The organism is Maritimibacter dapengensis (assembly GCF_019218265.1).
Taxonomy (GTDB): domain Bacteria; phylum Pseudomonadota; class Alphaproteobacteria; order Rhodobacterales; family Rhodobacteraceae; genus Maritimibacter; species Maritimibacter dapengensis.
Window position 1 is genome coordinate 107,441 of record NZ_JAHUZE010000004.1, and the last position, 18,125, is coordinate 125,565.

Here is an 18,125-nt window from a genome sequence, read left to right on the forward strand (position 1 = left end):
GGGCTTAACGGATGCAGGCCCGAGGTGGGAATCGTTGCCAGCCCGAACCCTTCGGTGCAGCATGAGAGGGGCACAGGAGGATGGTCAGATGAGAAAATTACTGGTTTTCATTGCGGTATTCGGCGGCTTGGCGACGTCGGCGATGTCACAGGACCTTGTTCCGGACCGGAGACTGATCCTGAACCGGAACGTCGATTTCTACGGTTCGGACCTGCAATCCATCTTCGATACGACGCTCGAACAATGCGAATCGGCCTGCCTGTCGCAATCAGCCTGTTCCGCGATGACCTTCAACACGCGCAATGCCTCCTGTTTCCTGAAGCGCGAAGTGTCGGACCGCGTTGCCTACGACGGTGCATTCTCGGGCGAAGTGGTCGAAACGGACCCCGCCATTCTCGAAACAGCCGAGACCCGCGCGGATGAGTTGCGCGGTTTTCTGCGGGCCGCCGATTTCGATGCCGCAAAACGACGTGCCGAAGGTCTGACGAACGAGTTCGTGGCGGGGGGATGGGACCGCGACAACCTTGCCGATCTCGCGCTGGAGGCTGAGCGGAGTGCGAACTTCATCGGCGCGATGCGTTATTGGGGCGCTGCGACGGTCGTCGGGGACAATGGTGGCGACTGGTCGGAATACGGTCGCCTCGCACTGGCCGCCGGGAACGTCACCGATGACCGAAGCGAAAAGCGGAACCTCATGGCAGTCGCACTCGAGGCGTCCATCGCCGGATACCTGCGCCTCGAAAACCCCGGTCAGAGGGCGAATACCCTTCTGACGATGGCGCAGGCGCTGGAAAACCTCGGCCGTGGGCGCGAGACGGTGCCGGCGCTTCGGCTTGCGAACGAGATCGCGCCGCGTGACGACATTGCAGAAGCGCTCGATCGCGCCATCGGCATGTTCGGCTTTCGTGTGACCGAAACCGAAGTCACGTCCGACAACGTGCAGCCCGCGATCTGCGCGACCTTCTCGGAACCGCTCATCCAAACCGGCCACGACTATGCCGATTTCGTTCAGTCGGACACCTCGGGTCTGGCCGTTGAAGCCTCCGGCGATCAGCTTTGTATCAAAGGCGTCGAGCATGGAGGCCGCTATTCCATAACGCTCCGTTCGGGGCTGCCGTCCGGGTCGGGCGAGGAACTTGCGCAGCCTGTGCAGATCACCCAATACGTACGCGACCGGTCCCCCGCCGTTCATTTTCCCGGGCAGGCCTATGTCCTTCCGGCAACCGAGAATGCAGGGCTGCCGATCGTCGCCGTGAACACCGACGAAGTCGCGCTGTCGCTTCTGCGCATTTCGGACCGCAACCTGATACGCACGTTGCAGGAAAACGTGCTGGGCCGGAACTTCGATCAGTGGCAGGCGCGATACCTGACCGACCAGATGGCCGAAGAAGTCTGGACGGGGAAGGGCGTGGTCGCTTCGGAACTGAACCGCGATGTCACCACTCGACTGCCCATTGGCGAAGCGATTGCCGATCAGCCACCGGGCATCTACGCGCTTCAGGCTTCGGTGCCCGGAGCGGACCCCTACGCCAGCCCGCCTGCGGTGCAATGGTTCGTGATTTCCGACATCGGGCTATCGTCGCTGTGGGGGGCGGACGGTGTTCACGTGTTCGCGCGGTCGCTCGCAAGCGCCGAACCGATGGCGGGCGCGGAGGTCGACCTGCTCAATACCGCGAATGACGTGCTTGCGACCCTGACCACAGATGACATGGGATACGCGCACTTCGGCGCGTCGCTTGCGGCCGGTCAGGGGTCGTCCGCCCCCGCAATGCTCGTGGTGCGACAGGGTGAGGACGATATGGTCTATCTCTCGCTGAAGGGGCCGGAGTTCGACCTCTCGGACCGTGGGGTCGAAGGTCATCCCGCAGCGCCCCCTATCGACCTGTTCGTGACGACCGACCGGGGCGCCTATCGCGCGGGCGAGACCATATATGCCACGGCGCTCGCAAGGGATGGGGAAGCGGAGGCGATAGAAAACCTGCCGATCACCGCGATCCTGACACGCCCTGACGGGGTGGAATACACGCGCGACCTGTCGACCGGGTCCGTCGCTGGTGGACATGTCTTCGACCTGCCGGTCGGGGGCAACGCACCGCGCGGCACGTGGCGGATTGATTTTCATGCGGACCCCGAAGCACCTGCGTTGGCATCGACGACACTCCTGGTCGAGGATTTTCTGCCGGAGCGGATCGACTTCGACCTGACCCTGCCCGAGGGCCCACTCTCGCTGGACAGCGCGCCACAGATGTCGGTGGATGCGCGCTATCTGTTCGGTGCGCCGGGTGCGGACCTGCCCTATGAAGGCGACATCCGCTTGACGCCGGTGACGCAAATCGAGAGCCTGCCCGGCTACCGCTTTGGTCTGTGGCAGGACACGCCTCGCCCTCAATTCGGCTCCATCGTTTCGGGGCGCACGGACGGGGAAGGACTTGCGCAGGTGCCGCTGAGTTTTCCCGAAATCGAGTCTGCCGGTCGTCCACTTCTCGCCGATGTCACACTTCGCGTGAAAGAGGGATCGGGCCGCCCCGTCGAACGCTCGATCTCGCGCGCGGTCAGCGCAGGCGGTATGATGATCGGGATCAAGCCTGCCTTCGACGGCGAATTGCCCGAGAACAGCGAGGCGGTGTTCGATCTGGTCGCGCTCGCCGAGGATATGGCGGAAGTGCCGATGGAGGTCTCGTGGACGTTGAACCGCGTCACCACCCGGTATCAATGGTATTCGCGCGACGGGTATTGGGATTGGGAGCCGATCACCACCCGTTCGCGGGTCGATGGCGGTGCGCTGTCGCTCGATGGTCCGACGCGGGTGTCCGCGCCTGTGGAATGGGGGCGCTATGAGCTTGTTGTGAACCGCGAGGGCGGTGCCCACCTCGCGTCGTCGGTGGATTTCTACGCGGGCTGGTATGTGCCGGCCGACGTGTCCGAAACGCCCGATATGCTCGAAGTTTCGCTCGACGCTCAAGAATACGCGGTGGGAGACACGGCGCGGCTCAGGATCGTTCCGCGTGAGCCGGGCAAGGCGATGGTGACCGTCATGTCGAACAGATTGATCGACATGGTGCCGGTCGAAGTTGAGGGCGAAACCATCGTGGACCTTCCCGTGACCGAAGAATGGGGCGCGGGCGTCTATGTGGCGGCGACACTCGTCAGGCCGCTTGACGAGGCGCAAGGGCGCAATCCGACACGCGCACTCGGTCTCGCGCATGCGGGCGTCGATCCAGGCGCGCATCAGCTGTCTGCCAGCATCGACGCGCCGGAAATGGCGAAGCCGCGTGGGACCGTGGAAGTAAGCGTGGTCGTCGATGGACTTGCCGAAGGCGATACGGCCTATGTGACGCTGGCCGCGATTGATCAGGGTATTCTCAATCTCACAGGTTTCACCGACCCGGACCCATCCGATCATTATTTCGGCCAGAGAAGGCTCGGGATGGGGATACGCGATGTCTATGGTAAGCTTATCGACGGCATGACCGGCGACATGGGGCAGATCCGCTCGGGCGGCGATGCTTCGGCACAGATGCGGATGGAAGCCCCGCCCCCGACCGAAGAGCTGATGGCGCAGTTCTTTGGTCCCATCGAGGTGCAGAACGGGCGGGCGACCGCAACGATCGACTTGCCGGATTTCAACGGCTCAGTTCGGCTCATGGCGGTGGCCTGGTCGGAAACCGGCATCGGACAGGCGGGTGCGGATATGCTCGTGCGGGATCCGGTGGTTCTTTCCGCGTCCGTGCCGCGTTTCCTGGCACCGGGTGACCGCGCGCGGATGCTTCTGGAACTCACCCATGCGTCGGGACCGACCGGAGAGGTCGAGGTCACGGCGACCAGCGCCGGGCTTCAGATCGGCGGCGGTGTGCTGGCCGAAAGCGTGCGGCTTTCAGATGGTGCGACCGAACGCCTGTCTGTCCCGATACAGGCGGACACGGAAGGAACATACCGGATTTCAGTCGTGGTGACGCCGCCCGACGGCGAGCGCTTGACGAAAACCCTGACGATACCCGTTCAGTCGCTCGACCCGGACGTGGCGCGGACGTCGCGGTTCCAACTGGCCGCAGGCGACAGGTTCACCTTCACCAGGGATGTGTTCGACGATCTGCGACCGGGATCCGCCCGTGCGACGCTCGCTGCCGGTCCCCTGGCCCGGATTGACGCGCCGGGGCTGCTGGAACGTCTCGACCGCTATCCCTACGGCTGCACGGAACAGACGACATCGCGTGCGCTGCCGCTGCTCTACATGGGCGCTGTGGCCGAGGCGATGGGGCTCGCGGACCGCGACGATCTGCCGGCCCGGATCACCGACGCCATCGAGAACGTGCTGGCCAACCAATCCGCAAGCGGGAGCTTCGGGCTGTGGCGGGCGGGTTCAGGCGATCTGTGGCTCGATGCCTTCGTGTCCGATTTCCTGAGCCGGGCCCGTGCGCAGGGGTACGCCGTGCCGGATACGGCGTTCAGGACCGCGATGGACAACCTTCGAAACCGGGTGAACTACTACCCGGAATTCGACGAAGGCGGACGCGATCTTGCCTATGCGCTTTACGTTTTGGCGCGCGAAGGCGCGGCGGCGATGGGTGATCTGCGTTACTATGCCGATGTGAAGGGCGAGGCATTCGACACGCCGCTCGCGACCGCCCAGATCGGTGCCGCACTTGCCGCCTATGGCGATCCGACCCGTGCTGACAGGATGTTCTCGCAAGCGTCACGGCAACTGGCAACGGCGACGCCGGAAGGGCAGGTCTGGCGGGCGGATTACGGTACGAATCTGCGCGATACCGCGGCGGTGCTGACGCTCGCGGTGGAGGCCGGAAGCGACGTCGTCGACCGTGATGCCTTGACGACCCGTATCGCGCAGGCAGATCGTCATTGGTCCACACAGGAGGCGACATGGTCGCTCCTGGCCGCGAACGCGCTGTTGACGGATGCCGCGAATGCCGCACTCACGATCAACGGAGAGGCGATGGGAGGGCCGCTGGTCGAGGTGATGAACCCGGTGACTCTCGCCTCGCCCTGGCTGGTCGAGAATACCGGGAGTGCGCCCGTCGACCTCACCCTGACGACCTTCGGCGTTCCGCTCACGCCGGAGCCGCCAACGTCGAACGGCTACACCATCGAGCGACAGTATTTCTCGATGGAGGGTGAACCTGTTCGCGTCGATCAGGTCGCGCAAGGCGAGCGTTTTGTGACGCTGGTCACCGTGACGCCGCTGGGCGGTTCTGACGGCCGCCTGATGATCGCGGACCCACTGCCTGCCGGTTTCGAGATCGACAACCCGAACCTGATAAGAGGCGGTGATATCCGGGCGCTGGACTGGCTCGACCTGACCGCGACCACGGAAAGCACCGAGTTTCGGCAGGACCGGTTTCTTGCCGCGGTGAACTGGCAAGCCGACACACCGATCCGACTGGCATATATCGTACGGGCCGTGACACCGGGCGAGTTTCACCATCCGGCGGTTTCGGTCGAGGATATGTATCGCCCGGAATACCGCGCGACCGGATCGGCCGGACGGGTCGTGATCGAATGAGACTGCGCTGGGGCATAGCCCTAGTGGCCGCGATGTGGGGTGCTGCTGCGTCGCGGGACCGTGTGGACCATTGGGTCGACGCCACTGTTCTCCCGCCTCTCAAGGTGGAAACCTCGGATGAGATACTGGACCGGAACGGCGAACTTCTGCGCGCCTATACGGTGGCGGATGGTCGATGGCGACTGGCGGTTGAAGAAGCTCAGGTCGATCCGCTCCTCATCGAAATGCTGATCGCTTACGAAGACAAGCGGTTCCGCGATCATTCCGGTGTCGATGCGCGTGCTGCACTGCGGGCCGTCGCTCAGGCTGTCACACATGGAGAGATCGTATCGGGCGCATCGACGCTGACGATGCAGGTCGCGCGGCTTCTGGAGGATGGGCCGACCGGGACACTGGACGGAAAGCTTCGCCAGATCAGGGTGGCGCTCGCGCTGGAGCGCCAGCTGACCAAGGACCAGATCCTCGCACTCTATCTCGACCGCGCGCCTTATGGCGGGAATACGGAAGGGATCCGCGCTGCGACGCGAATGTGGTTCGCAAAAGAGCCGGTTCGACTGACGGTCGCAGAGGCTGCGCTGCTCGTCGCGTTGCCCCAATCGCCTGAGACGCGGCGACCCGACCGCCATGCGAAAGCTGCTGAAATTGCGCGGTCCCGGGTCGTCGAAAGGGCCCGGGCCGCAGGTATCCTGACGGACGAACGCGCCGCCACCGCGCGCGCCGCGCCCTTGCCATTGCAGCGTCGCGATATGCCTCGGAACGCCCCGCACCTGTCCGATCGCTTACGCGCGGAAGGGCCGGGATCGGACGGGCGCTTCGTCGCGACACTCGACCGTGGCGTGCAGCTTCGGCTGGAGACCCTAGCGGCGCGGGCTGTCGCGGATCACGGGGGCGGACGTCTTTCGATCGCGATCGTCGCCGTCGACCATCAAAGCGGCGAGCTCCTCGCGTCTGTCGGGTCGGCGGATTATGCGGCGGATGCCCGGCAGGGTTTCGTGGACATGACCCGCGCCGTGCGTTCTCCGGGATCGACGCTCAAACCGCTGGTCTATGCGATGGCTTTCGACGACGGCCTGGCCCATCCCGAAACCCTGATCGACGACAGTCCGATCGCTTTCGGACGCTACGCGCCCGAGAATTTCGACGGTGCGTTTCGCGGACCCGTTACGGTGGCGGAGGCGCTGCGCTTGTCTCTGAACATCCCCGTGGTCGCGCTGACATCGGAGATTGGTCCGGCACGCCTGTTCGCCACGCTCGAACGCGGTGGTGCCGCGCCCCGTCTTTCGTCCGGTGCGCCGGGACTCGCGATTTCGCTTGGCGGGCTCGGGGTTACACCGGAGGGACTTGCGACGCTCTATGCCGGACTGGCTTCTGGCGGTCGGGCCATGTGTCTGTCCCATCGCGCCGATCAGGCGCCTCCGGTTCCCGGCCGGCTCGTCTCGCCCGAAGCGGCCTGGCAGGTGGGGCATATCCTGACCTCCATCCCGCCGCCGCCCAACGCGCCGCGCGAACGGATCGCTTACAAGACCGGGACGAGCTACGGCCACCGCGACACGTGGGCAGTGGGATATGACGGGCAATACGTGGTGGTGGTCTGGATGGGTCGTGCGGACGGGACTCCGGTGCCGGGCGCGTTCGGCGCGGACATGGCAGCACCGATCCTGTTCGAGGCGTTTTCGCGTGTCTCGCCGCGCGTCACCCCCCTTGGCCCGCCGCCACCCGGTACCCTGATGATCAGCCATGATGCGCTCCCCGCTCCTTTGCGGGAGTTTCGTGCCCGCAACGCGGTCTTCCGCCACGCCAAGGGCAGCCCCGAACTGGCCTTTCCCCCCGACGGTGCGACGATCGAAACCGCGGGCGGCGCGGTTGCGGTCAAGATCCGCGACGGGCGTCCGCCGTTCACCGTCCTTGCCAACGGCGCACCCGTTATCGTGGCCAGCCATGCCCGCGAGACAATGCTGGACCTGTCTGCTCCGGGCCACGTCATGCTGTCCGTCATAGACGCCGACGGGCGCGCGGCCCGTGCGCGCGTCGAACTGCGGTGAGGCTGACAAGCGGAGCGGGCTGACGCCCGCACAGGGTTTGCGCGGTCCGGCCTACGGCCAGCCCGCGCGGGTTTTGCCTCGGGCGGGGATATTTCAGGACCGGAAACAGGGTTATCGGATCGGCTCCAGAAGGGCGCCCTGCATCGTGCAGTCGCGCCGCGTATCAGGGGCGCAGGGGCGCGGGGCGAGGTCTTTCGTGAGGCAGATGCGCGCCTCCTGGATATGGCCGGATTTGCAGGTGATCGTCACCATGTCCGGGTTCCAGTCCGGGTTGGCCTGAAGAAAGGCGTCTTCGATCACCTTCGCGGGGATTTCGAAAGCGCGGTCGATTTTGCGCAGCACCTCGGGCCGGTTCACGCGGCCGAAGGCATTTCGTGCAAGGTCGTAATAGGCAGGGGCCTCGAGCCCTGAGCAGACGCCATGCTTTTTCCACTGGTACCATGCCGCACCGCCCGCACCGAAGATGTCGGCCTGTGCGCGCGTCATCTGGCGCGAGGGCGCGCGGGCGGTTGTGGGGCAATAGGCGGGCCAGCCCTGTTCGTATTGTGGCCAGAGACCGTGGACGACCCAGCCGAAATCCTCTTCGCATTGCTCGGATCGCCGCGCGTCGCCTTCGAGCTTGCACCAGTTCGGCGACCACGACAGGGCGAGGACGTAATAGTCGAAATCTCCTGCCTTCTCACCATCGGCCCAGGCCGCTCCCATGCTCATGAGCAGGATCAACAAGACGCGCATTCACTCTTTCCTCATCCATTTTCCTGCACTATATAGCCGCCAAGTTTCCCGACAACGGTAGCCCAGCCTGAGACAGGCGCCCCTTTCCGGGGACCGGCACCGGCGTATCCAAAGGAGTGTCATCATGGACAAACCGATCATGGCAAAGGCGACCGCCGTCTGGCTCGTCGACAATACGACGATCAGCTTCAAGCAGGTCGCGGATTTCTGCGGGCTTCACGAGCTCGAGGTGCAGGGCATCGCCGATGGCGAGGTTGCGCAGGGCGTCAAAGGGTTCGATCCGATCGCCAACAACCAGCTTACGCAGGACGAGATCGAAAAGGCGCAGGCCGATCCGTCCCACAAGCTCAAGCTCAAGTTCAACCCGGCTGCGGTCGGCGAGGAAAAGCGCCGAGGTCCGCGCTACACGCCGCTGTCCAAGCGTCAGGACCGGCCGAATTCGATCCTGTGGCTGGTGAAATTCCACCCCGAGCTGACCGATGCGCAGATCGCCAAGCTCGTGGGCACCACCAAGCCGACGATCCAGTCGATCCGCGAGCGGACGCACTGGAACATTCAGGCGATGGAGCCGATCGACCCGGTTGCGCTGGGCCTGTGCAAGCAGACCGAGCTGGACGCCGCCGTGCAGAAGGCAGCGGCGAAGCGCGCCAAGGAAGGCGAGGCGATGTCCGACGACGAGCGCCGCAAGCTGCTCTCGACCGAGCAGTCGCTGGCCGCCGATGACGAGCCGAAGATCCCCACCGCCATCGAGGGGCTCGAAGCCTTCACGCTGAGCGGTAACGACGACAAGAAGGAAGAAGAGGCGACGCCGGATGCGGACAGTTTCTTCAACCTCCCCGACTCGGACGACGAGGACGAAGACGACAAGTAAGCCCGGCGCTTTCTTGCCGGTTTGGGCGCGGGCTTCGGTCCGCGCCCTTTTTTGTTTCGTGGACTCGCGCGCCCGCCTCGCGTTCAATGGGGCGAAGGAGACCACGTCATGCGCATCGTCCCGTTTCTCTTGATCTTGTCCGGACCGGCCTGTGCCGATACGGCTTGTGACGAAATGTGGTTCGTGCGGAACCTTGCGTTCGATCGAGCCGGTTATTGCTTCGGCTCCCGACTTGGCGCCGCGGTGTTCGACAATTCGGATTGCATCGGAACGCAGATCACGCTCGCGCCGGATGTGCGAGAGGCGACAGCAATGATCAGGGAGAGCGAAGCCTACCTCGGGTGCGACGTGAATACCGAAGCCACTGGGCTCGCGCTTTCCCGGATGCCGCTTCTCAGGCAGCTTTCCGATCTTCCGATCCCGACGGAATACGACGGGTCCGCCTGTCTTGGCTGGACCGGGCCGGACATTCCCTTGCGGTCAGGTCATGCCGTGGATGCGCTTGTCGTGGGTTCGGCGCAGGCCGGTTTGGACATCGTCTGGGAATACGAATGGCTCGAAAATCCCGGTTGGGAATTCATCTCGGTCTACCGCGATGGCGAAGTACTTGCGATGGGTTGGTCGAATACGCCTGTCGACATCGACCTGTGCACGCATCTGGCGGGGTGATTGCCCGAGCGGCGGAGGGGTCTAGCCGACCCAGGCGATTACCGCCGATACCGTGAAGATCGACAAGGCCGTCGAGATCAGGATCGAAGCGGAAACGCGCTGCGGCGCGACACCGTAATGCTGTGCGAGGATGTAGACGTTTCCGGCGACCGGGAGTGCGGCGGCGGCGATCATCACGCCGGCCTTGAACGGGTCGATTGTGAAGACGACCAGTGCCATGAGGGCGACTGCCGCCGGATGCAGCACCAGCTTGGCGAAGGATAGCCAGCCCGCGACACTCAGACGTTCCGCGGACTTGCCGGCGAGCGATGCCCCGATTGCGAAGAGTGCGCCGGGTGTGGCGGCCGCGCCAAGCAAGGTCAGCGCCTCGTTTGCGGGGCCAGGGATCGCCCAGCCGGTTGCTGACCATGCGAAGCCTGCGACGATTGAAACGATCATCGGGTTCTTCACGAGGCCCATCGCCACGGTGCCGAGGACCGCAGGGCTGACCCGTCCGTCCCGCGAACCCGTGATCAGGATCACGATGAGCGACGAGAATACGACGAGGTCCACGGCGAGGCAGAGCATCACCGGGCCAATTGCTTCCGGCCCGAACAGAAGCGTGAGCATGGGGATGCCGAGAAACCCGGTGTTGCCGATCACGGCGCATTGGGCCTCGACCGCGGCCTCCTCGACGCCGCGCTTTCTGAGCAGGGCGATGGTGGTGGCGACGAGATAGATCGCCGTCGTCCCGATCAGGTAGGCCCAGATATAGGGCCAGTCGAGCACGTCGCGCAGGTTCAGGTTCGCCGAGAACTTCAGGAGCATCGCGGAGAGCGCGAAGTAGAAGACGAACTTCGTGAGCGCAGCGGTTGCAGCCTCGGAGAAGAACCCCGTGCGCCCTGCAAGATAGCCGACGGCGATGAGCGAGAAGAAGGGCAGGGTCTGCAAGAGCACGTCGATCATGGACGCGCGTTAGCATGGGGAGCGTGGCGGGGGAAGATCAGGCGAACGCGCCGTGGCAGAACCAGCCGGGCGAGCGCGCCGCCCCGTGGGCGAAGTAGAGCCAGAGCCGTTCGCCCCGATCCGTTACCACCACCCAGTAATCGCGCAGGCCCGTGCGCCAGTCGGGGTCGTCCAGCCACCATTCCGGCGCGATGCGTTCCGGCCCGTGTGCGGCCCTGATCCCGTGGTCGCGCCCGCGCCAGCGGAAGCTTTCGGGCAGGCGGGGCAGGTCCGGGATCATCACCGGCTCGGGCGGCCAGAGCCGCAGCGGGCGTTCGGCTGCGGGTGCGCGCCACTCGGTCGAGGCGGGCGCGAAGGCGGCGGCGACCACCATACCGCCTTTCTCGGGAATATGGCTGTCGGCAGGATAGAGCCGGGTCAGAGATTCGAGCCCCAGCCGCGCCCCGATCCGCCCCATGAGATCGTCTAGCGCCGCGCCGTCGCCCCGGCTTGTCACACGTGCCCCTGCCTCGGCATGGCCGGCGTGCTGTTCGGCGTGGAGCGGTTCGTGGACACTGGCGATCATCCGGATCTGGTCGATCCCGAAATCCGCCTCGATGTCGGAGAGTTTGAGCGCGATCAGCGGACGCATCCGGTGCGGGTCGGCGGACGGGCGGGCAAGGCCGAGATCGAGCCATTGCATGGTGCGGTCCGTGCGCGAGAATTCGACCCGAAGCCGCCGCGCACCCCGACCCGCCCGCTCCAGCCGGGTCTGAAGCTCGGGCAGGAGACGGTCGATCACACCCATAAGGTCTTCTTCCAGCCCGATCGGGTCGGGCAGGCGCATCTTGACCGCGAAGCTCTGCGGCGGTCGGGCCGGCGAGACGGGTTCGGGTTCCACGCCCAGTGCCTGATCCAGTCGTCGCACGGTGTTGCGCCCGAAACGTCGGGCCAGCCCTGCGCGGGGCATGCCCAGAAGATCCTCGATCCGGCGCAGGCCGACACGGTTCAGCCCGGCCACCGCATCCGGGTCGAGCCGGAGGGCTGCGACGGGCAGGGGCGCGATGGCCTGTCGCGTGGCGCCGGATGCGGCAATGCGGGGCGGCGTGGCGGCGAGATGCACGGCGGGAGGCTGTCCGCCCCGCGTCCAGTGCCGCCGCTTGACCGCGCGGGACCGGGTGGCGCGGGCCTCCTGGTCGATGGCGTCGCCCGACAGCCCGCCATCCGCGCCGCGATGGGCGAAGCGGGCCAGCGCCCAGGCCGCGCCCAGCGTATCCGCCAGCCCCAGCCGCACGCTCAGCCCCAGCCGCGCGCACTCCCGCTCGATCTCTTCGGCCAGCGTTTCCTCGCCCCCGAACAGATGCGCGCAGCCGGTGATGTCGAGGATCAGCCCGTCGGGGGCTTCTTCGGCCACCCAGGGCGAGAATTTCCCGGCCCACCGGCGCAGCGTGGTCAGAAACCCCGCTTCAGCCACCGGGTTCGCGGGCCGCGCGGTCAGTTCGGCGCACATGGCGCGGGCGTCCCGAAGCGGCTGACCGGGGATCAGCCCCGCCGCGCTCGCCTCGTCATTCAGCGCGGTGATGACCTGCGCCCCGTTGCGATCCGCGACCACCACGAAAGGACCGGCAGGCAAGGCACGGTCGAGCCGCAGCAGGCGTTCGGCGGCGAGGCGGGGAAACCAGAGCGACACGTGGCGTTTGGTGGGCATGGCGGCAGCGGGCGTGAATGTTCACATTATGTTCTTTTACCGTCCCGGCCATGAAGGAGTCGAGTCCTCCGATGGTGCTGCGGGGCAGAAACCTGCCGTCACACGCCACTCGCGCGGATGTTATAATGATTTCACAAGATGTTCCCTAGGGTGGTCGGGAACGCAAAGCCACACCCAACAAACAGGGAAAGCCATGAGAAAAACCGTTACGATTACCACCGCCGCAGTCTTTCTGGGACTGAGCGGGTTTGCCATTGCACAAGACCAAGACCCGGTGAAAGCGCGCCAGGACACGATGAAGACCATCGGCGCGCAGATGAAGGTTCTCTCTGACATGGCCAAGGGCACGACCGCATTCGATGCGGACGCGGCCAATGCCGCGCTCGGGACGATGACCGAAGCTGCCGAAACGATTCCCGTCGTGTTCGAGACCGAATCCATCGAGGGCGAAACCGATGCCTCGGAGGATATCTGGGCGTATTGGGAAGACTTCGTTTCAAAAGCCGAAGCGCTGCACGAAGCGGCGATGGGCGCCGAAGTGACAGACGAGGCGAGCCTGAGTGCCGCGATGCAGGGCGTAGGTGGAGCCTGTGCGGCCTGTCACAAGCCCTACAAGCTCTGAGCGGAGAATACCGACGCTACAGGCCCCCGCCGTTTGGCGGGGGTTTTCGTTTCAGGGCAAAAGCATCCAGATCGCCACACCGGCAAGCGCAAGCCCGAGTACGACGTTCAGAACAGCCGCTTGCCGATCGTTGCGAAACACTGCGGCGAGCCGGTCGCCTATCAACGTCCAGATCACGAAGGCCGTGCAGTTGTTCAGGGTGAACACAGTGGAAATGAAAAGAACTGCGGCAAGGTTGCCGGAAAAGTTCGGGCCGAGGAACTGGCTGAACATCAACGCGATGATGGCATAGGCCTTGGGGTTCAGAAGCAAGAGCACGACGCCGTCTCGAAACCCGGCAGGTTGCGCCGCGCTCCCGTCTTCGATCGCGCCCGACCGGATCAGCTTTGCCGCGAGCCAGAGCACATAGGCCGCCCCGGCCATCCGGATGAAGGCGAACACGCCCGGAACGTTTTCGACGAGGGCGAGGAAGCCCAGCCCGATCGCGATGGTCACGAGCCATGTCGCCGCATGGTAGCCGACGTTCGCGGGCAGGGTCGCCCGAAACCCGAACCGCGCACCGTTGGCGGCGAAGAACAGATTGCCGGGACCAGGGCTGTACGCGAGCGGCGCGAGGAAGACGATGAGAGCGATGAACGTTTCGAGCATGAGGCGACCTTTGGTGGCCGCCATCATCGTCGGCAAATGCCCAGTCTATCGACCCGAAACCTGCGCATTCGCGCGGTCAGCCGCACCAGATCCGGGTGATCACTTCGTTCTCGTCCAAATCCACATTGAGCCGATCCGGGCGATAATCCTTCGTCACGGCATCGCCGGGACGGATGATCCGAAGCATCCGCCAATCGAAGGCGGTATGAGCGTATTTCTGACCGACGAAATCCTGAAAAGCCGGGGCGGGACAGACGCCGAGCTCTCCGGTCGGGTCATGGCGCACTACGGGGCCGGACGAGCACGCGGCGAGCAAGGCGAAGGCGGTGAGCGATAGTCGTTTCATCCGCAATAGACCCGCACGACTTCACCGGCCGCGTCAAGCTCGACGTTGATCCGGTCGCTCCGGTAATCCATCGTGAGCACATCACCGGGTCCGAAAATGCGTGCCTTTTGACCCGGCTCAATTCCAGCTTCCGCAACCGCAGCTTCGTCCCGACCAACGAGGCTCTGGTATTGCGAGGCGTTGCAGGCGTCGGGATCGGGTCCGCTCGCGGTCACATCGTCGTCCTCCTTGCAGGCAGCGAGAGGGAGCGCGAGGGCACAGGCGAGGATCAATCGTTTCATGCGTCCTAGATAATCCCTGACGGTTTCGTCTCAAGGTTTCTGTTTGCCCCAATGCTGAAAATCGCCCAATGTTCCAGCCAATTACAAGGGAGAGATTTGCGATGAAAACCCGTGCCGCCGTTGCCACCCAAGCCGGTAAACCGCTTGAGATCATGGATGTGAACCTCGATGGGCCGAAGGCCGGCGAGGTGCTTGTCGAGGTCAAGGCCACCGGCATCTGCCACACCGACGAATTCACGCTGTCGGGCGCTGATCCGGAGGGGCTGTTCCCGGCCATTCTGGGGCATGAAGGCGCGGGCGTGGTGATGGAAGTGGGCGAGGGTGTCACCAGCCTGAAGCCCGGCGATCATGTGATCCCGCTCTACACGCCTGAATGTCGCGAGTGCTATTCCTGCACGAGCCAGAAAACCAACCTCTGCACCTCGATCCGGGGCACGCAGGGGCAGGGCGTCATGCCCGACGGAACATCGCGTTTTTCGACGCTCGATGGTGATCCGATCCTGCATTACATGGGCTGCTCGACCTTCTCGAACCACACGGTTCTGCCGGAAATCGCGCTTGCCAAGGTGCGAGAGGACGCGCCGTTCGACAAGATCTGTTACATCGGCTGCGGCGTGACCACGGGGATTGGCGCGGTCATCAACACGGCCAAGGTCGAGGTCGGGTCTTCGGCCATCGTGTTCGGTCTCGGGGGCATCGGGCTCAATGTGATCCAGGGGCTTCGCCTCGCCGGTGCCGACATGATCGTGGGTGTCGATCTGAACAACTCGAAAAAGCAGATGGCCGAGAAGTTCGGCATGACCCATTTCGTGAACCCGAACGAAGTCGAGGGCGATCTGCTGCCCTACCTGCTCGACATCACGAAACGTCCGGGCGACGCGTTCGGCGGCGCGGATTACACGTTCGACGCGACCGGCAACGTGGGCGTGATGCGCACCGCGCTCGAAGCCGCGCACCGGGGCTGGGGCGAAAGCATCATCATCGGTGTTGCACCCGCCGGGGCCGAGATCGCGACGCGCCCGTTTCAGCTTGTGACCGGCCGGGTCTGGAAGGGCACGGCATTCGGCGGCGCACGCGGGCGGACCGACGTGCCGAAGATCGTGGACTGGTACATGGACGGCAAGATCGAGATCGACCCGATGATCACGCACACCATGGGGCTCGACGACATCAACAAGGGCTTCGACCTGATGCATGCGGGCGAGTCCATTCGCTCGGTCGTGACGTACTGACGTCTTGCCTCTTGCAGGGTTCCGGGTTCCGGTGAGCCGATGAGCGGTATCCTGCACGACCAGTTTCCCGACGACGCGATTGCGCACCCGCTTCCGGGCACGAGACCGCTTGCGCCCGGCGATTGGCTCCGGCGCGATGAGCGTTATGCGGAACAGATGGCGTTGCGCGACCGGCTTGTCTTGCAGCAGCGTGACAAGGTGATCGCGCAAACCGACGATGCGGTGGACGCGGTGGCGGAGCTTCTGTCGGTGGTGCTGGAGGACCTGGGTGTGCGTGGGTCCGACTACCGGCGCGCGGACGGTGTCACGGTGGGGATCGACCGCGATGATCCGTTGGGGACGCTCGGTCGGTTGGCGCAGGAAGATTTCATCGTCATGTTGCGCGGTGAAAACGAGCATTGGCTGGCCGCCGGGGTGCTGTGCTTTCCGTCGCTCTGGACCCTGACGCAGAAAATCGGCCGCCCCCTGACCGCAATTCACACGCCGGTCCCGGAGTATGACACGGCGCTTGCCACCCGTGTGCAGCGTCTTTTCGACCTCGTGCGGGTGGAGCAGCCTCTGGTTCGGTGGAACCATCTGCCTTACGAGACGGACCGCCTGCACAATCCGGCGCTCGAGTCGACCTCGCCCGAGGACTACCACGCGTCGGGCCCCCGGCCTTTTCTCCGTAAGGAACGGCAGGTCATCAAGCGCCTTCCCGAAACCGGCGCGGTCGTCTTTTCCATCCACACATGGCTGGTGCGCGCGCAGGATGCGGGTTAGGCAGGGTCATGGCAAATGACACCCCCCTTCTCGCCGTCCTGATCGACGCCGACAACGTGCCCGCCCGGTTCGCCGAAGCGATTCTCAAGGAAATCACCGCCTATGGTGAACCCGCGCTGCGCCGGGTCTATGGCGACTGGTCGTCACAACGGCTTGCCCCGTGGAAAGGCAAGGTGCAGGAGCTGGGCCTTGTCGCCCATCAGGAAAGCGCCAACACCAAGGGCAAGAATGCAAGCGACATCGGGCTGGTGATCGACGCGATGGACCTTCTTCACACGGGGCGCTTCGATGGCTTCGTTCTGGTCAGCTCCGACAGCGATTTCACCTCGCTCGCAAACCGTATTCGCGAGCAGGGGATGACGGTGATCGGGATCGGTGAGGGCAAGACGCCGGAAAGCCTGCGCAATGTCTGTTCGCGGTTCGTGATGATCGAGAATATCGTCGAAGAACCCGCCCAGAAGGGTGAGACGAAGAAGGGCAAGCGATCGGTGTCGGACGCGATCCCCCTTATTTTCAACGCGATGGAGAAGATCGACCAGGATGGTGAGTGGTTCCAGCTTGGCCAGATCGGTCAAACCATTCAAGCCGACAATCGCGATTTTGACACTCGGACCTACGGGCGGGCGAAACTGTCCGACCTGATCCGCGACACGAAACGGTTCGAGACCAAGCGCGAAGGCAACCATATCGTGATCCGCAGACTCGACTGAGGGCGATCCGCCGCATTGCCACGGCCACCAGTATCGGGCTAAATAGTTTAGAATTGTTCCAAACTATGGGTCATCATGTCACTCGGTATCCTTCAGTCGCGCCGCCGGTTTTCGGATTTATCCGAACAGGAAGTGCTGGCGCTCGCAATTTCGAACGAAGAAGAAGACGCGCGGATCTACCGCTACTACGCGGAGTCGCTGCGATCGGACTATCCTTCCTCGGCCAAGGTCTTCGATGGGATGGCCGAGGAGGAGGACGAGCATCGTCAATGGCTGATCGAAGAGCATAAACGGCGCTTCGGGGATGCGATTCCGCCAATCCGGCGCAGCCATGTCGCGGGGTATTTTGCGCGCAACCCGGCCTGGATCGTGGAGAATTTCGGGCTTGAGCGGATGCGAGCCGAAGCCAGCGAAATGGAGCGGCAGGCCGAGACGTTCTACCGCAAGGCCGCCGACCGCAGCACCGATGCGGGCACCCGGAAGCTGCTAGGCGATCTCGCGGCCGCGGAAGCCGGTCACACGCAGACGGCGGGTGATCTGGAGGCTGAGCATCTTGGCGGTGAGGCGCGTGAGGAAGAGGATCGGGAAGCCAAGCGGCAATTCGTGCTGACCTGGGTGCAGCCCGGTCTGGCGGGGCTTATGGACGGTTCCGTTTCGACGCTGGCACCCGTCTTCGCCACGGCCTTCGCCACGCGCGACCCGGCGACGACGCTGACCGTCGGCCTTGCCGCTGCCGTCGGGGCCGGCATTTCGATGGGCTTCACGGAAGCTGCCACCGACGACGGGGAATTGTCCGGGCGGGGCAGCCCGGTCAAGCGGGGCCTTTCGTCGGGGGTCATGACCACTCTTGGGGGCCTCGGACACGCGCTCCCGTATCTCCTGGGCGACTTCTGGAACGCCACGATCCTCGCGATCATCATCGTCGTGGTGGAATTGTTCGCAATCGTCTGGATTCAGAACCGCTACATGGAAACGCCCTTCATGCGGGCGACGCTTCAGGTCGTCGTGGGCGGGGCGCTCGTCTTCGCGGCCGGGGTTCTTATTGGGGGCGGCTGAC

General features: G+C 64.5%; 15 protein-coding genes. 9 read left to right on the top strand and 6 right to left on the bottom strand.

What is annotated here, in order from left to right; genetic code table 11:
• Positions 1-88 precede the first annotated feature (88 nt).
• Both KJP28_RS15685 and pbpC read left to right on the top strand, forming a co-directional pair.
• Positions 89-5,518 carry an alpha-2-macroglobulin family protein gene (locus KJP28_RS15685; RefSeq protein ID WP_218393579.1) on the top strand — a complete coding sequence of 1,810 codons (5,430 nt, stop codon included), beginning with the start codon at positions 89-91 and terminating at the stop codon, positions 5,516-5,518.
• Positions 5,515-7,560, top strand: a complete 2,046-nt coding sequence (pbpC, locus tag KJP28_RS15690; protein ID WP_255552434.1) for a penicillin-binding protein 1C — start codon at positions 5,515-5,517, stop codon at positions 7,558-7,560. The genes KJP28_RS15685 and pbpC overlap by 4 nt, the downstream gene beginning before the upstream one ends.
• Positions 7,561-7,671: 111 nt before the next feature.
• Here pbpC and KJP28_RS15695 read toward each other — a convergent pair whose 3' ends face one another.
• Entirely contained in the window at positions 7,672-8,295 is a 624-nt protein-coding gene (locus KJP28_RS15695) for a ribonuclease T2 family protein (protein WP_218393580.1), read from the bottom strand.
• 124 nt (positions 8,296-8,419) lie between these two features.
• Between KJP28_RS15695 and KJP28_RS15700 the strand changes: the two genes are divergently transcribed.
• Together KJP28_RS15700 and KJP28_RS15705 are read left to right on the top strand one after the other, a co-directional pair.
• On the top strand, positions 8,420-9,166 hold the full coding sequence (locus KJP28_RS15700; RefSeq protein WP_218393581.1) for a DUF1013 domain-containing protein: 747 nt from the start codon (positions 8,420-8,422) through the stop codon (positions 9,164-9,166).
• Positions 9,167-9,274: 108 nt separating this feature from the next.
• The gene (locus KJP28_RS15705) at positions 9,275-9,835 is read left to right on the top strand and encodes a DUF4453 domain-containing protein (protein ID WP_218393582.1); all 561 of its coding nucleotides are present in this window, start codon (positions 9,275-9,277) and stop codon (positions 9,833-9,835) included.
• A 21-nt stretch (positions 9,836-9,856) separates the two neighbouring features.
• On the opposite strand, the gene KJP28_RS15710 is transcribed toward KJP28_RS15705, so the two are convergent.
• Positions 9,857-10,780, bottom strand: a complete 924-nt coding sequence (locus tag KJP28_RS15710) for an AEC family transporter (protein WP_218393583.1) — start codon at positions 10,778-10,780, stop codon at positions 9,857-9,859.
• A 37-nt stretch (positions 10,781-10,817) separates the two neighbouring features.
• A complete protein-coding gene (locus tag KJP28_RS15715) occupies positions 10,818-12,467 on the bottom strand; it encodes a Y-family DNA polymerase (RefSeq protein ID WP_218393584.1) in 1,650 nt (549 codons plus the stop codon).
• Between the two features lie 193 nt (positions 12,468-12,660).
• Here KJP28_RS15715 and KJP28_RS15720 point away from each other — a divergent pair, with 193 nt between their 5' ends.
• Entirely contained in the window at positions 12,661-13,089 is a 429-nt protein-coding gene (locus tag KJP28_RS15720; protein ID WP_218393585.1) for a c-type cytochrome, read from the top strand.
• A 51-nt stretch (positions 13,090-13,140) separates the two neighbouring features.
• Here the strand turns inward: KJP28_RS15720 and KJP28_RS15725 are convergent, their stop codons facing one another.
• The 3 genes from KJP28_RS15725 to KJP28_RS15735 are packed head-to-tail and all read right to left on the bottom strand — an operon-like array spanning position 13,141 to position 14,364.
• On the bottom strand, positions 13,141-13,761 hold the full coding sequence (locus KJP28_RS15725; RefSeq protein ID WP_255552435.1) for a LysE family translocator: 621 nt from the start codon (positions 13,759-13,761) through the stop codon (positions 13,141-13,143).
• Between the two features lie 52 nt (positions 13,762-13,813).
• On the bottom strand, positions 13,814-14,083 hold the full coding sequence (locus tag KJP28_RS15730; protein WP_218393586.1) for an I78 family peptidase inhibitor: 270 nt from the start codon (positions 14,081-14,083) through the stop codon (positions 13,814-13,816).
• Positions 14,080-14,364: an I78 family peptidase inhibitor gene (locus tag KJP28_RS15735; RefSeq protein ID WP_218393587.1), complete on the bottom strand. Its 285-nt coding sequence runs from the start codon at positions 14,362-14,364 to the stop codon at positions 14,080-14,082. The genes KJP28_RS15730 and KJP28_RS15735 overlap by 4 nt, the downstream gene beginning before the upstream one ends.
• Positions 14,365-14,465: 101 nt before the next feature.
• Here KJP28_RS15735 and KJP28_RS15740 point away from each other — a divergent pair, with 101 nt between their 5' ends.
• The 4 genes from KJP28_RS15740 (at position 14,466) to mbfA (ending at position 18,124) form a co-directional block, all read left to right on the top strand.
• Positions 14,466-15,596: an S-(hydroxymethyl)glutathione dehydrogenase/class III alcohol dehydrogenase gene (locus KJP28_RS15740; protein WP_218393588.1), complete on the top strand. Its 1,131-nt coding sequence runs from the start codon at positions 14,466-14,468 to the stop codon at positions 15,594-15,596.
• A gap of 39 nt (positions 15,597-15,635) precedes the next feature.
• Positions 15,636-16,358, top strand: coding sequence for a heme-dependent oxidative N-demethylase family protein (locus KJP28_RS15745; RefSeq protein WP_218393589.1), 723 nt, complete (start codon positions 15,636-15,638; stop codon positions 16,356-16,358).
• Between the two features lie 8 nt (positions 16,359-16,366).
• Positions 16,367-17,068 carry an NYN domain-containing protein gene (locus KJP28_RS15750; protein ID WP_218393590.1) on the top strand — a complete coding sequence of 234 codons (702 nt, stop codon included), beginning with the start codon at positions 16,367-16,369 and terminating at the stop codon, positions 17,066-17,068.
• 75 nt (positions 17,069-17,143) lie between these two features.
• Complete coding sequence (gene mbfA / locus KJP28_RS15755) at positions 17,144-18,124, top strand: iron exporter MbfA (protein ID WP_218393591.1); 981 nt, start codon at positions 17,144-17,146, stop codon at positions 18,122-18,124.
• The last annotated feature ends 1 nt before the right edge of the window (position 18,125 follow it).